At 45.4% G+C, this 13,264-nt stretch carries 18 protein-coding genes and 1 tRNA gene; 3 read left to right on the plus strand and 16 right to left on the minus strand.

Annotated features, from left to right (window positions below; translation table 11 throughout):
- Nucleotides 1–78: 78 nt before the first annotated feature.
- The 4 genes from ACMGEE_RS01275 to ACMGEE_RS01290 form a co-directional block, all read right to left on the minus strand.
- Entirely contained in the window at nucleotides 79–357 is a 279-nt protein-coding gene (locus ACMGEE_RS01275) for a glycoside hydrolase family 19 protein (RefSeq protein WP_436829741.1), read from the minus strand.
- Between the two features lie 139 nt (nucleotides 358–496).
- On the minus strand, nucleotides 497–892 hold the full coding sequence (locus ACMGEE_RS01280) for a hypothetical protein (RefSeq protein WP_436829501.1): 396 nt from the start codon (nucleotides 890–892) through the stop codon (nucleotides 497–499).
- Between the two features lie 4 nt (nucleotides 893–896).
- Complete coding sequence (locus ACMGEE_RS01285; RefSeq protein WP_436829502.1) at nucleotides 897–1,889, minus strand: hypothetical protein; 993 nt, start codon at nucleotides 1,887–1,889, stop codon at nucleotides 897–899.
- An 803-nt stretch (nucleotides 1,890–2,692) separates the two neighbouring features.
- Complete coding sequence (locus ACMGEE_RS01290) at nucleotides 2,693–2,911, minus strand: hypothetical protein (protein WP_301251660.1); 219 nt, start codon at nucleotides 2,909–2,911, stop codon at nucleotides 2,693–2,695.
- 534 nt (nucleotides 2,912–3,445) lie between these two features.
- Here ACMGEE_RS01290 and ACMGEE_RS01295 point away from each other — a divergent pair.
- Complete coding sequence (locus ACMGEE_RS01295) at nucleotides 3,446–4,639, plus strand: tyrosine-type recombinase/integrase (protein WP_436829742.1); 1,194 nt, start codon at nucleotides 3,446–3,448, stop codon at nucleotides 4,637–4,639.
- 179 nt (nucleotides 4,640–4,818) lie between these two features.
- Here the strand turns inward: ACMGEE_RS01295 and ACMGEE_RS01300 are convergent, their stop codons facing one another.
- From ACMGEE_RS01300 to ACMGEE_RS01345, 10 genes are all read right to left on the minus strand, one after another.
- On the minus strand, nucleotides 4,819–5,049 hold the full coding sequence (locus ACMGEE_RS01300; protein ID WP_436829503.1) for a hypothetical protein: 231 nt from the start codon (nucleotides 5,047–5,049) through the stop codon (nucleotides 4,819–4,821).
- Nucleotides 5,050–5,330: 281 nt separating this feature from the next.
- The gene (locus tag ACMGEE_RS01305) at nucleotides 5,331–5,765 is read right to left on the minus strand and encodes a DUF2513 domain-containing protein (protein ID WP_436829504.1); all 435 of its coding nucleotides are present in this window, start codon (nucleotides 5,763–5,765) and stop codon (nucleotides 5,331–5,333) included.
- A gap of 190 nt (nucleotides 5,766–5,955) precedes the next feature.
- Complete coding sequence (locus ACMGEE_RS01310) at nucleotides 5,956–6,159, minus strand: hypothetical protein (RefSeq protein ID WP_436829505.1); 204 nt, start codon at nucleotides 6,157–6,159, stop codon at nucleotides 5,956–5,958.
- A 116-nt stretch (nucleotides 6,160–6,275) separates the two neighbouring features.
- Complete coding sequence (locus ACMGEE_RS01315) at nucleotides 6,276–7,523, minus strand: phosphoadenosine phosphosulfate reductase domain-containing protein (RefSeq protein WP_436829506.1); 1,248 nt, start codon at nucleotides 7,521–7,523, stop codon at nucleotides 6,276–6,278.
- A gap of 150 nt (nucleotides 7,524–7,673) precedes the next feature.
- A complete protein-coding gene (locus ACMGEE_RS01320) occupies nucleotides 7,674–7,880 on the minus strand; it encodes a hypothetical protein (protein ID WP_436829507.1) in 207 nt (68 codons plus the stop codon).
- A 180-nt stretch (nucleotides 7,881–8,060) separates the two neighbouring features.
- The gene (locus ACMGEE_RS01325) at nucleotides 8,061–8,309 is read right to left on the minus strand and encodes a hypothetical protein (RefSeq protein WP_436829508.1); all 249 of its coding nucleotides are present in this window, start codon (nucleotides 8,307–8,309) and stop codon (nucleotides 8,061–8,063) included.
- 224 nt (nucleotides 8,310–8,533) lie between these two features.
- Nucleotides 8,534–9,016 (minus strand): siphovirus Gp157 family protein, encoded by a 483-nt coding sequence (locus ACMGEE_RS01330; protein WP_436829509.1) that lies wholly within the window; start codon nucleotides 9,014–9,016, stop codon nucleotides 8,534–8,536.
- Nucleotides 9,000–9,902, minus strand: a complete 903-nt coding sequence (locus tag ACMGEE_RS01335) for a recombinase RecT (RefSeq protein WP_436829510.1) — start codon at nucleotides 9,900–9,902, stop codon at nucleotides 9,000–9,002. The genes ACMGEE_RS01330 and ACMGEE_RS01335 overlap by 17 nt, the downstream gene beginning before the upstream one ends.
- The gene (gene gamL / locus ACMGEE_RS01340) at nucleotides 9,899–10,186 is read right to left on the minus strand and encodes a host nuclease inhibitor GamL (RefSeq protein ID WP_436829511.1); all 288 of its coding nucleotides are present in this window, start codon (nucleotides 10,184–10,186) and stop codon (nucleotides 9,899–9,901) included. Before gamL ends, ACMGEE_RS01335 begins: the two co-directional genes overlap by 4 nt.
- Nucleotides 10,183–10,356, minus strand: a complete 174-nt coding sequence (locus ACMGEE_RS01345) for a hypothetical protein (RefSeq protein ID WP_436829512.1) — start codon at nucleotides 10,354–10,356, stop codon at nucleotides 10,183–10,185. Before ACMGEE_RS01345 ends, gamL begins: the two co-directional genes overlap by 4 nt.
- 454 nt (nucleotides 10,357–10,810) lie before the next feature.
- On the opposite strand from ACMGEE_RS01345, the gene ACMGEE_RS01350 reads away from it, so the two are divergent.
- Nucleotides 10,811–10,883 (plus strand) — tRNA-OTHER (locus ACMGEE_RS01350).
- Between the two features lie 82 nt (nucleotides 10,884–10,965).
- Nucleotides 10,966–11,319, plus strand: coding sequence for an anti-adapter protein IraP (iraP, locus tag ACMGEE_RS01355; protein ID WP_436829513.1), 354 nt, complete (start codon nucleotides 10,966–10,968; stop codon nucleotides 11,317–11,319).
- A gap of 28 nt (nucleotides 11,320–11,347) precedes the next feature.
- Here the strand turns inward: iraP and ACMGEE_RS01360 are convergent, their stop codons facing one another.
- Nucleotides 11,348–11,629 carry a hypothetical protein gene (locus ACMGEE_RS01360; protein WP_436829514.1) on the minus strand — a complete coding sequence of 94 codons (282 nt, stop codon included), beginning with the start codon at nucleotides 11,627–11,629 and terminating at the stop codon, nucleotides 11,348–11,350.
- Between the two features lie 763 nt (nucleotides 11,630–12,392).
- Complete coding sequence (locus tag ACMGEE_RS01365; protein WP_436829515.1) at nucleotides 12,393–13,256, minus strand: DUF7946 domain-containing protein; 864 nt, start codon at nucleotides 13,254–13,256, stop codon at nucleotides 12,393–12,395.
- Nucleotides 13,257–13,264 lie beyond the last annotated feature (8 nt).

Raw genomic sequence — 13,264 nt, forward strand, 5'->3', positions numbered from 1 at the left:
AGATATTTAGATATTTAGATATTTAGATATTTAGATATTTAGATATTTAGATATTTAGATATTTAGATATTTAGATATTTAGATACCCATTACTCTTTTGATTCGATCAAGTGCCTGTTTTCTGCACAATAGGCCGTTATTCCCACCGTTTACAGCATACGTTACGCCCCGAAAGTCGTCTTTATCTGCATAAGGATTAACATGTCTCATACGCCAGAATTCACAAGCCGTTCTTACTGCAATATCAAGATCGACTGCTACTCCATCCGGATTGTTAACCAGATCTTCATGTAAGGTTTTATCATATTTGTCATAATTTCTCGGCCGGTTAAATGAAACATTACCCGACCCATATATTTAATACTGATAAATTTTTAAATGGTTTAGGAATGCATAGACGGATGAGTGTCTATGCTGGATGTAGAACTGGAGATGGAAGCGAGAATTTGACACGACTGCCCGCATTGCTGTGGGCAGATATGCTAAGTAAAATTTTTTATGGGAGTAAGGACAGTATAACGGCAGCGAATAAAGAAATCAGGTAAAGTACAGTTGCAGTCATCCACATTGCAGATAAATACTTCATCCACGGTTGAATTTCTAAACGATTTTCTTCAAAAAAACTATAAGCTGGATCGTTCTGCTTGAGTAAGAAAATCTTTTTTTTCTTGCTCAATTTAATAAAAAATCTACTCATTGGGAAAACACCAAAAAAACCTGTCATGTGGTTAAATGAGTTTGGAGCAGGGAAAGTGTATTTTTCCTTAAACAGCGAAACTAAATTTTCATAATTATTTTTGTTAGCCAGGTAGAGAAAAAAAGATAAAAAAATAAGCCCACTGGCAAATAACCCTGAAAATAATCCTGTTCTGGATAATATATATTCAATCACCGATTTACTCCAAAAACATATCGACCATTTTTTCGCCTGCCACGCTACCAGCGTAGCCTCCGGCGATAGATCCGACGGCCGCGCATGCAACGCCACCAACTCCTACTGTAGCCACACCGACTGCGGCACAAACCCCAATCATAGCGCCACTTCCCCATGCACCACCGGCCATCCCCCCACCTGTACTGAAAACAAACTTTGCATATTCTTTGAAAGCCACTTTCCTGCATTTCACTTCTCGCCCTGTAGTACAAGCCTTGACCACTTCGTTTGTTGTACCTAAAAATGAAAAGCCTATTCCAATATAGCCTCCAGCTTTGAGGAAACGTGCCGCTCTGGCCGCATTACCAACATAGTAAGAATAACCCGGGATACCACTCATACCCACAGTTGACCATTCATGCACAATTGAACGGCTGGAGAGATTCAAAGCCCGCTTCATATTTTCATACTGCCGGAATTTCACGGTATGTCGGGCAAGGGATTTTAATAGCGGCTTGTTGACCAGCTCCTTTAACTGATTCAGCAACTGATTACGCTCGACAAAAAACTGCTGGCTGATTAGCGTTCCCTGCGTCCTGAACTGATTCTGGTAACTGGCCTCGATTTTTTTCAGCGTTTGCTCTATTTGAGAAAAATATTTTTCTCCCGCATCGCCAACCGTGCCGAAAATTTTATCACCGGCATAGGTCAGACCTGCAATCATACCATAGTGTTTTTGCATGAATTTTGCCTCTTCAACACTGACGGCCGCAACAGCGTCACTGGTCTTTTGCCGCGCCTGTTGCAAAGGCTGCAACATCTGATTAGTCAAAGGAGATTCCGGGTCGGCTACAATCAAAATCTGGCCAGGTTTCAACCATTGAGTACCGGCGTTTAGCTTCATAAACAGGCTTGCTGCCGGAGAGCGGACATTTCTGAACAATTCACGCGCCTGAAAATCAAGATTTCCAGGCCTCTCAACTACACAATATCCAGGGGTGACATTACGTGCCATGCTTCCTTGCTCCCTCTAAGTGATTGCTACAGGCGTGGCAACGCCATCGCCTTTGAAAAATCTGTAGGTAATATAAGTAATTCTACTGCGTTACGCAAAAGGTGTTACAGCCTGCCAGAAGTGGTTAATACGGCATGTGTTGTTAATCATCAAAAGCTGGCTTTGGCATTTTTTTGCTTTTAGCCCTGTGGCAGACGTGCCGGGATACGCTTGCGCATTAATTCTTGGTCGGTTTAATATATGATGGCGGGCAGTTTTTTTGTTATCATTTGATTTTCTTTGGAAATATCCTTTTGCAGTTTTAATATTGTTGTTAACTTATTTTATTGAAATATGCATGAACAACAAATAACTAATTGAAATATTTGAAGAATACCTGACCTGAGAGTAGATTTATTGGTGCTTTTTTAAGTACTAAAGGGCAAAAATATATGTTGTTTAAAAAACGATTTATAATGACTATCGTTTTATTTTTTTGCAAAAAAGCGGCAGCAGACGACCGTTGCTGGCCTGCCTGGCGCTGGATGAGTGTCATTATCGTATCAACTATGGTGCGTGATAAAACAGTTCCTACAGTCGCCACAGGCAAGTTGCTTACGTCGCATGAATTTCTTAACGCTACGCGGATAATAGCCCCTGGTAACAGCACGCGGTTTGCTAAGGATCGGGAGAATGCCGAATAAACATGTAGCCAAAGTCGCCGATATCAACGCCAGGCGGCGACTCTGGAGCCAGGCCAGTAAAAGCGGGATTACTTAACTAGTTTAATGGAACACTTGCATAATAGATTTTATCAACACCCGCTATTTCTTTAATGGATCTGTTATGTATTCAACAGGCCATTTGATGAATGCGAAAATTATATAAGTTATAAAGTTTAATCCTGGAAAAGCCAGCATCACTCCCATTTTCCAGTCAAAGCCAGCTTTTCTGGCAATTTTAAATGAAGGTATTGCCAGTAAGGAATATACTACCAGCATTATTAGCAAGCTTATTGGTGAGCCTTGATGTGCCTCTTGCATTTTATTATCTCCATGTAATTGTAGAAATCCTTAAATAACTGACAGGTGGTAATTTTATAACTATCAGAAGATTAAATAATGTCAAATACCTCCATGCCACTCACGCTACCCGTCCAGCACTGCACTATGCCGCGCCAGCTCGTGCGTAACGGCAAAAAAGCCGATAGCCGACGATAGATTATAACGCCCTACGTTGCACCGCACACAGTTAATTTAGGTGCGTTAACTAAAGGTAAAACACACTTTCATTAATGTGTACATGAAAGCATGTTTTTAAGGGCTTTAAATGCAGTGAAATTTAATATCTCATTGAATTGAAAGCCTAAAGTTTTAATAAACCAACGCCCTATCGGAGGGCATACTATACCCCTTTATACTGTTTTGGTTTGATGGTGTTCTCATTATTTTTTGTCTTCATATCAGCCATTTGCTCAGATTTAGGGCTTTATTGCGCTTTATCGGTTTTTACTTTTATCGCCCCCAATTTAGGGTTTTTGTGTACACTAATGTGTATACGGAAAGAGGGTGTACACATTGCTTACAGACACAAAACTTAGAAAGTCACTCGGTAAACGTCGCGATAAAGTTGAAATCATTTCTGACTCTCACGGGCTTAACGTCAGACTAACCATTAACGGTGGCGTAACATTTTTTTATCGTTATCGCTGGCAGAACAAGCCCGTACAATTAAGCATAGGAGATTATCCTTCTATATCCTTATCGCAAGCAAGGGAGCGGAGGCAACAATTTCGCTCATGGATAACAGAAGGTTACGATCCGCGCAGACAAGTTGTAATGGAAAGAACAAAAAAAGTTCACGCTCTTACTGTGAACGAGGCTTTTGAATATTGGGAATCGCACTACTGTAAACCTGAAGGCCTCATTAAAATCCATAAAAACAGGCAAAACTTTGAAAACCATATAAGCCCTATCCTTGGCGATATGGTTGTTAATCAAACAACCAAAGCTCACTGGCTCAGCTTGTTCGACGGAATGGGGCGGCGCGTAGTTACCGGAGAAATGCTGGGCCTGATGTCCAGAGCTTTCAGATTCTGCTCAAACCGCGGCGTTATTGAAACGAATCCTCTCGAATCGTTAAAGCGGTCAGATGTCGGTATGGCTGCAGCAATGAAAGATCGCAAGCTCTCAGATGATGAGTTGCGCGCGCTCTGGGATGCTCTGGCTGATATGCCTGCAAGACAGCAAATAGTGATGCGGTTTTTGATCATCACTGGCTGCCGCAGTACAGAAATACGCACATCAAAATGGGAGTGGTTCGATTACAGAGCTAAAACCTGGACGGTTCCAGCGAGTGAGTATAAAACCGGGCGAACTGTCCGCCGCGCTCTTCCACAGGTTGCTGTCGATCTGTTAAGGGAACATCAGAAAACGTCCGTCACCAGACACGTCCTGACCCGATCTCGTTACAAAGGTCCGGAAGACGATAAGCCGCCAGCGCAGCCGAATATTGCTTTTTTTTCTGCTCAGATAATATCTAAAACAGGAATGAAGGCCTGGTCACTACATGATCTAAGAAGAACGGTTGCGACACGCCTTTCTGAATTGGGCGCGCCGCCTCACGTCATAGAAAAACTGCTTGGCCATCAGATGGGCGGAGTTATGGCTCGCTATAACCTTCATGATTACCTTGATGATCAGCACCACTGGCTAGAAGTGTGGACTGAGCATCTTGAGAAAATCATTGGTCGTCCTTTGGTGGCGCGTTAACCTCTTCCTCCCATTTCAATACATCAGATGTCCGCCAGCGTTTAGGACTTCCGCCGATTGTAGGTTTTGGAAACGGACGCTTAAAACTAGCCGGCATTCGCGCTGGTGTACTCCAAAAATAAAGGGTGCTACGGGAAATTTCGTACCGCTCAAGCACATCTCTGGTAAGCATTATTTCTTTAAAAATCATTTTTTATCTCCTTATCCACCACGCGCACGAAGTAGACCAGCCATTGACGGGCCGGGTATCTGCCAGGCGGCAGCGCGGTGATGAGTTTGGTGTATTTGTCTAACAGAAGGGTGGTAATGCGGTCGTGCTCGGATTTGGGTTTGCCTTTCTTGGCGCTGATAATTTCCTGTCTGCAACTTCGGGCGACTGACCGCAGGGCATTTTCAGTCGGCGCGTCCATTAAGCAACTCTCCGCTGCCTCTCTGCCCGCGCCAGCCGTTCTGCATCTTCCCGGCACTCCGGCGAGCAATAGCTTGTGCCTGGCTGCGACTTCTCACCACAATCCCCATTCCGACAAACCGGCGACGGCGGATCTGGCAGCTTGCGATTCTTCAGCGCCAACGTGCGCTCCCATTCTTCACGTTCAAATGCTTCATTTGCGATATCACACATGGGTAACCCCTTCATTTGTCCGTAAAAAACCGCCAAACGGCGGCTGAACAGTTATCTTTTGATAGTGCTTTAGTCAATATCAAGGTCAGTAAGATCTTTGATTCTTTTCTTGGCATACCCCATCGCAAGCGACTTAGAAATCTCCATTAGCGTGGTTAATCCTTCATTCTTGAAGTTAGTTTTAATCGTTTGCCAAACCTCTTGCTGCCTAAGATCAGCAATAAAGTCATGCCCGCGTGAAGTCAATCGCAGAGGAACATTTATAGTAAATGCTATTCTTGCGCTTGGATGCCCAGATTTTACAATCTTTTGAAAGCTTTTACCTTCACTCCCATCAGTCCGCGCTATCAAATCATTGTCGCCAAGAATCCTCATATGGAAAATGAATTTAGCAGATTCTATGTCAATGCCAGCTTTTTTTATTTCTTCCAAAGTAGTATCTGGGCCTTCTGAATCTTCAAAAGTTATGAGTAAGTCTTTGAGGAATTGTTGATCGATTTTCATATTCATTCCGATGTGAAATGTCGTGACATTTATATCACCAAATTAGTTTCGTACGCGCCACCTTTTTCAATGACGCCTAACACATAGTATTCGATCATTTCATAACTCCTGTTGAGTCAACGGCGCTGACTGCTGAAATTTAGGCAATGAAAAACCCCGCCGAGGCGAGGTTGCTTCGATCTATGAATGCTTACAGGATTTCACTAGCTCTTGTTTTGGGGTTTTCGCTTTCCATAGCATTCAACAGAGCATCAGCATATCTGATAGAATCAGATGCACAATTTTCCGCAGTCATACTACCTTCTGCATCTGAAGCTAAAAGACCTTGCATAGCCATACCAATTAGCCACTGCCTGTAATTCATATCGGCGACATTCGTTTTTTTATGACTCACGTTGCACATTCCTTACGGTAAGGCGGGGCATTCCCGCTTAAAAAACATACTCCAAACTGCTCAGTCTTTCCACACAGCCCACGCTATCAGGGCTATGAATGCGAGGTTGATAGCTATCATTCGCACAGGCCATAGCGAGATGAACAAACCTCAGTGTCAAGACTGGCCTTCACTAAGTCGTAAACCTTTCCGCCTCGTCCCGTTTTCGCCCATTCGACAACATCATCAACTGAGGGCGCGCCCATGCCGCCACGGGTTCCATAGAATGCTGACCAGTCGATGTTCTGTACGTCAGGTGTTTTGCCGTAGAGCTGTACTGAACGGCCAAGCGGCAATGAAAACTGTTTCATCCACGCCGGGCTGAATGTTCCAACACTCATCCAGTGAACCCAACGGCTGACCAGCCTTACTTTCTGCTCCCACTGCCTGTGCTTCTCAATGTGCTCCGGATAGCGTGCGGCGGTTTGCGAAATTTCCTCTTTGTTGCACAGCACGCAGTTCATGCATCCGACGCGCGCAGCACCTTCGAGATACAGCGGGTTAGGCTTGATACCGAAATATTTGTGAAGGGCGAACACGTCCGTTGCCGTCCATTTATGGATGGGCAGGAAGTTATAGAGGAAATCCGGGTCACGGCGATCGCCTTCAAACCTGTTATAAGCAGCGCGCTTGCTGGATTCGTCACCGCGCACACCTGACCATTGAACAACGACTTCTCCGTCGTTCAGTAGTGGGGCGATGGCCTGGTCAAATGCCACCTGAATTTTCAGCTCGTCCGTACAGAAGCGGTCGCGCAGCATTGGGAATTTGCCGTGTAGTAGTGCTGCATCAAGAAAGCTGTTGCCGCTGGGGTGAAGCACTGACAAAGCAGCTTCTAATGGGCTCGCCGCATCAATGCCCCAGCGCTGAGCCGACTTGCGCCAGGCGTCTGCGAATTTTGTATCGGTTGCCGCCAGAGATGGCATGATGATCCCGCGATACGCGCCCATTCGTATTGCCTGCCGCTTCGGCCAGTTCTTCTGAAGCGACGCACGTCGTTTATCGAAATCCTGCTGGCTATAAGTCTTCTTTACTATTTCAACCGGCTGGCAGCCAATTTGCTCGTGGATTTTGCTGGCAAAGTCGATCGTGTATTCGTGCTCGTTATCGGTATCTGCCATCACAGCTCTGACCTTGTCGCCGAACAGGTGATGAGCGATGGCCAGTGTTGCAGTGGAGTCCTTTCCGCCAGAGTAGTTAACCCTGATTAAGTGGTCATCCGGGATGCGATGTTTCTGCAAATATCCGGAGTATGCGGTTTCTACTTCACGTACCATTGATGATATGTCATTAGGAATAATGAGTGCTGCGGAGGCATTGCTCATGCCACTCTCCTTTGTTGTTCTATACATGACGGCTCGCGCTCCCACTCTTCACGTTCAAAGGCTTCATCTGCGATATCACACATGGGCAACTCCTGAAATTTGGGCAATAAAAAACCCCGCCGGAGCGAGGTTATTAAAAATTCAATTAAGCTAAATTTTTACTGGCCTTACATAGACCCCAAAAAGATAAGGCACACTATTAACAAATCCCGTTGGTGATAAATCAGTTACTTCAAATTCTTCTTCTTCACCATTAACGTTAAGAATAAGTATTTCACCTATCTGAGGTTCATTATCCAATGTCATAGGCAGCGTTTCTTCTATTTCAGCAACTGCGACTAATACCTGTACACTCATATTTTTCTCCTTTGGATGACCGGGATAGTACTGAGCCATTTACATACGCAATGCTGCTCATTTTTGCCAGCAAGTCACACCGCCAAGGGCTAAAAATGCTGTGATATCACACATGGCATACCTGATATGTGGGCGTTAACAAAACTGCCGCAATGGACGATCAAGGGATGAGTATTAAATTTAAGCATTCATAAATATAAAGTGATTAGGAGACTCTTCAATTAAAAAAAGATCTTGGAAACCATCGTCATCGAATTCAAATGTGATGCCTTGATCTTTCCTCCAACCTGAAAATAGCTTGGTTGTTAACTCGTTTTTAGAGACAATCAATGTGGTTTCCACTCTTTTCGCGGTATCTGAACCGACAACAGATTTGGTTAAATCTGCATTAAATTCAAAACCGCTCACTTTAACTTTAATTACACTCACGTATTTATTTCCTTATTAGGATATGGCGAAGATTATATTTTTCGACTTGTCTATAAAAATTTTACCGCCTTTTCGCTCCTTTGCCATAAATAAAGGTAAAGTTGGGACGGCGATCAATAATTTGCTCTTTACTCAGCTGCTACATGATTTTCTCTTTCAGGCCAGCATTAGCGCAGCCATCGCGGCCGCGCCGGTACATTGCGATTTTCTTCATCGTTGCCTCATTACTTGATGATTAGCGATGGCTTGCCGATTTTTATCTGTGCGCCCGGGACGTCTTTACCTGCGTCCAGCAAGTGCTTAATTGCAAGCTTGTCGGGCTTGATGGTTGTCTCGTATTCAACGAGTTCGGCGGGCAGGGCGCCCGCGTCGGTGATATCGACAGATTTAGATGGCGCGCGAACCGATACTTGATGCAGGCCGGCAGTAACCTTTTTCTTTCCGGCCAGCTCCAGCGATTTGGCGATGTACTCTTTGATGCTGGCGATCTGGTTATCAGCGGTTTTGGCCCGGGCGGCCAGCGATGCTGATTCTTTCTTCAGTGCCTCAGAGTCCGCGGACAGGTTTTTGCAGATGGCCAGCAGCTGGCTTATTTTGTCGGCCAGTTCGCCTTCAATGCCTTCCAGCGTGTCGGCAATCATCTCCGGCTCCATGTCAGAGTCCATCAACCGGGCGTAGTCGTTGGCTACTTCATACAGTTTGGTCATTGGTAGCCGCCTCTAATTTAGCTTTGCACTCGGCATAGATTTCTTGCACGTTGCGTTGCAGTGGGCTGCCGGTCGTCATTTTGTAGGCCTGCTGGAAGAGGGTTTTCAGCTCTGTCATGCCTTCAGCCAGCGGCATCTGATCGCACAGTTCGCCAACCTGATTCTGGAAAGCTTCGGCGCGCTGCTGTTCATCCATCACCACTTTTTCCTCCGGCACATGCTCCATTACCGGCTCCGCATGAATGCCTTCATCCTCGTTCAGGACGTGAATAGCAGTATCCAGACGATCTGCGCGCGGCCAGTATTTGCTGGCGCGTTTAACAATGGTCTTGCGGGCCATCTCTTCCCAAAAGTTTTTCCACGGCCCATTTTTCGCCTTGCTGGTTGCCTCTGTGGCTTTGATTTCTGCCAGGCTCATTTCTTCCGTTAGATAGTCACCGCCCGGTGTTTTCACCGTGCAGTAACCGCCAACGACCACGCCACGATCGCCGAAAGCGTTATATTTGTGCGTAGGCGCCGTATCCAGCCCGTTCGATTCGTAGGTGTCGTTGGAGTAAACCAGCTTGCACTGGCCCCACAGGATGCAGCCTGCCGCTTGGGCGAGATGAAGCAGGCCCATATAACTGATGTCGAGGCAAACCACACCCTTTCGTGGTACCAAATATGCAAGCTTGCTGGCCGGGTTCAGCGTGATACCGATGGCGGCCACGTTGATAATCGCGTTCTGTGCGCTAACTGGGTTAGAAAATGCCGTCTCGGCAAGGTCGTTATTTTTTTGGAAGGCCTGTATAGCAAACTGGCTTTCTTTAGCCCATGTGACGTTTGGCGCTGTAAGGGCGCCACAGAAGAAAGGTTCCTGCTGCTTTACGAATTCAACAATATTCACGCTACATCTCCCATAAACTTCGCCTCGCCATAAAGCTCCTTCGCTTTAGCCAGGCATACTGATTCAACAAAAATTGCATAGGCATCCTGCGCGGCGTCAGAGTCGAGGCCGACACGGTAGGGCGACATACGCAGCGATGGCCGGTAGAACTCCATAGCGCACTCAGGGAAATCACGGGCCAGCTCGTCGGCCTTATCGCGGATCCAGTCGTCTTTATCCACCTGTGCTGCTTCCGCGTTTTCCTGAATTTGTTGAACGCGGTCGTACATTGAAAATCTGCTCACGGGCGGCCCTCCGCGCGGAGGATTTCCCACAGCCGCTGCAACCAGCTTTTACGCGGCGGAGGGGTAAAGCTGGCGCTGGTCAGGATGTTGGAACGGTGAAACTGGATGGATTTAAAAGCGTCGAAAGCAGGGCCACCCACGCGGGCAGCCCCAGCAGTTGCAAATTGCATGGGGGACTCCTGAATTTTAGTTAAAAAAATGCCCCAGTGGTTTAGGCCGGGGCGGTGCGTTTAGATGAACAAATGCAGCTGTAATGTTTAGCAACAGCTCAAGCGTATTTTTTCCCATAATGTTGGTATGGTCTAACTTATTCATGAAAATTTGACTTAATTACCGCTTACGCTTGCTGTTATTTCAAGGGCTGCCATGATTGACACTCTTGCAAATTTGCACGGCCAAAATAAGGAATATTTATGTGCCGTATAGAATTTAAATGCCCTTACTGTGGGGCAAAAAAATTTATTTTTACGACTAACAGTAAAAAGAAAAATACTGGTCATGGGGCTATTTGCTGCGGCTGTGGAAGGCGGGCAACTCCCCGTTGCGTCCTCCTCAACGACCAGCCTCAACACACTGTTTAATCGATAATATCATGTGGCTTGGTTACGTCTTATTTGTAATAAAACGGGCGTGGTATAACGGTATTACGCCAGCCAACAGGCTGTTGATGCAGGTTCAAGTCCTGCTGCCCGTTCCATTTTTATACTCCTGTTTTAGGATTGTTTTATCTTGTAACTATTGGGCTGTAGCGTAAAATTGCTCTTTTGCAAGGGGGTTTTATGAAAAATGTCGTTCTAAGCATGTTGGCTAAAATTTCAAAAATAGATGCCGAAACTAAACAGCTTACGGCTCGTGTAGAAGCACAATCGCTACTGATCAGTGCCCTTGTATTGGCTGTCAGCAAACAGGGCGGCGTCACAGAGATGGTTGAAAGCGCGAACAAAGCTATCAACACAGTGATTGAATCCGCTGACTCCGATGATGTTCTCAAATCTGATGCAGCCATCCTGCTAGCAGAGCTTCAAGATTTACTCACCATATCAAGAGCTGTAGACCGGGCCGAGCCTGAAATAAATCACGATGGGCTTACCGAAATTGCAGGTCTTTCCACACCATCTAAAATTAGCCAGTAGAAAATTTCCGCTGCCATAGCTATTTGCATTAGATGAGCGGGATTGATTTACCGCTCATTTTCTGGCGGGCATTCGTGATCTGGCCGTAAGGGTTATTCACCTTGCGGTAGGCTGGATTTTCCATACTGACGAACTCGGCTTCCTTATCAGTTTTCACTCGCCAGTTCGGCGCCTGGTTAACCGCTGTCAGTACTCGATCGGAGCAGCCAGATAGAGCTGCTTCAACCTTGCGGCCTAACCGTGCGTCTCTCTGTTTTTCAGCCCGGTGCGCTGCTGCGCGCGCCAGATTCTTTTGCTTATTGCGTGGCATGGTTGCCTCCTGTAATTGGCTTAGGTGGTTCAACCAACCCGCCCTGGTGTTGGCGTTCTGTTGGTCAGTTGAACCCCAAAGCCAACTTCACTTTGGTGGGGTGTATCACCCTCAGTTCTGATTGTTAAAGAGCGTAACTTCCGTTTCGTAACTGCCAGCGTCCTGCTGTTGAGGTAAAGAATACTAAGGGTATTTAAAATAGTAAATACCCTTAGTATTTATTTTTGCTATGCTGGATGAATACTGTTGATATTAAAAGCAATTTATTTTTCTGATGGGCACATCACAGGCAAGAGGCAAATCACAGACGTAAAAAAACCCGCCGAAGCGGGTCTATCCATACTCATGCTGTGTGGAAAAAGCCAAAGGCTAAAGCAGAACAATCTCTCTTGTAACTACAACTCGTCAATGTGTAGTGCGAGAAATATAGACCATCTGATAAAAAATTCCGGGAATTTACAGGCTTTTTTTAAATACAGTGCCATTAACTAGTAATTTAATTTATATGATTTATTCTATTTTTTTAGCCACGAGATAGAAGCATTAACTACTACCCATAATGTATCGCAGGCGCAAAAAAGCCCGCGCGAGGCGGGCAAACGGTAGCTGTCATCGTTTTTTGTAGGTCGTATGATAAGCGTTCTGGCCGGGCAGGCATTGATTTTCGTCAAACAGATTCAGGGATGCGCCAAAAGGATACAAAAAAGCCCACTCGGGGCGGGCTACAAGGGTGTAAAATCTGCGCGGTTGCTAGGGTCGGCTGCTATTTAGCATCAACAATATATAGCCTATTTATTTGACCCTTTTTCACAGTAGCCTTCGCAGTAATCGTGAAGGCAGATGAGGGATCACCTTTCGTCGAAATATAGGCACTTAATGCATTGAGGTAGGGATTATTTTTTTTGTTGGCCGCAGGATCGCTGATCTCAGAAGTTATCCGCTTTCCGGATTCATCCCCCTCTAGTAATATTTTTGCGGTCATATTCTGTGCATCAAATTCTGTAAGGTAAGCGCGGTACTCTGTCAATCCTAAAACTTCATCATCATCAAGTTTGTCGATCTGAGATTTGTCGCTCTCATCTACACTCAAAAGGCATCCATCTTTGTTAGTAGAAATGCTAATTTTATCACACGTATTACCAATCGGAGAAACTGCCTGCCGGACGGCTGGACGCAGCTCTACAGCCATCTTATCAATCACAGAGATTAATTTATCGATGGTGCCAGAATCCTTGTTACCAAGCGCCTCAATGGCTTTTTCCAGAACCTGCTGTAGAGCTTTCATTTCATCTTTCTTATTAGAATTTCTCGCAAAAATATACTGAAGTATTGCTCCCAGTATAGTTGCCGCGATCCCTGAGAACAACTGGTTCTGGGTTACAAAATTTAAGGCGGCTTCGAGGGTGAAGCAATTTGCTTTAGCCTCTCTCGCGTACACCTTAACTTCCTGATAATTGGATAATTTACTATATTTTTGTGTGGCTGAAAAAGACGCAGCAGTAGATAAAACTTTAGAGAACCCTTTAAGAGACTCTCCTAGACAGTTGAGGTCAATTTCATGATTTTCAGCATCCTTACCGTCGTACCGCAATGATATTTTTATATCCTGTAAAGCACTGTCTTCCATAACTTATT

The sequence above is a fragment of the Erwinia artemisiae genome (assembly GCF_051400835.1).
Classification (GTDB): domain Bacteria; phylum Pseudomonadota; class Gammaproteobacteria; order Enterobacterales; family Enterobacteriaceae; genus Erwinia; species Erwinia aeris.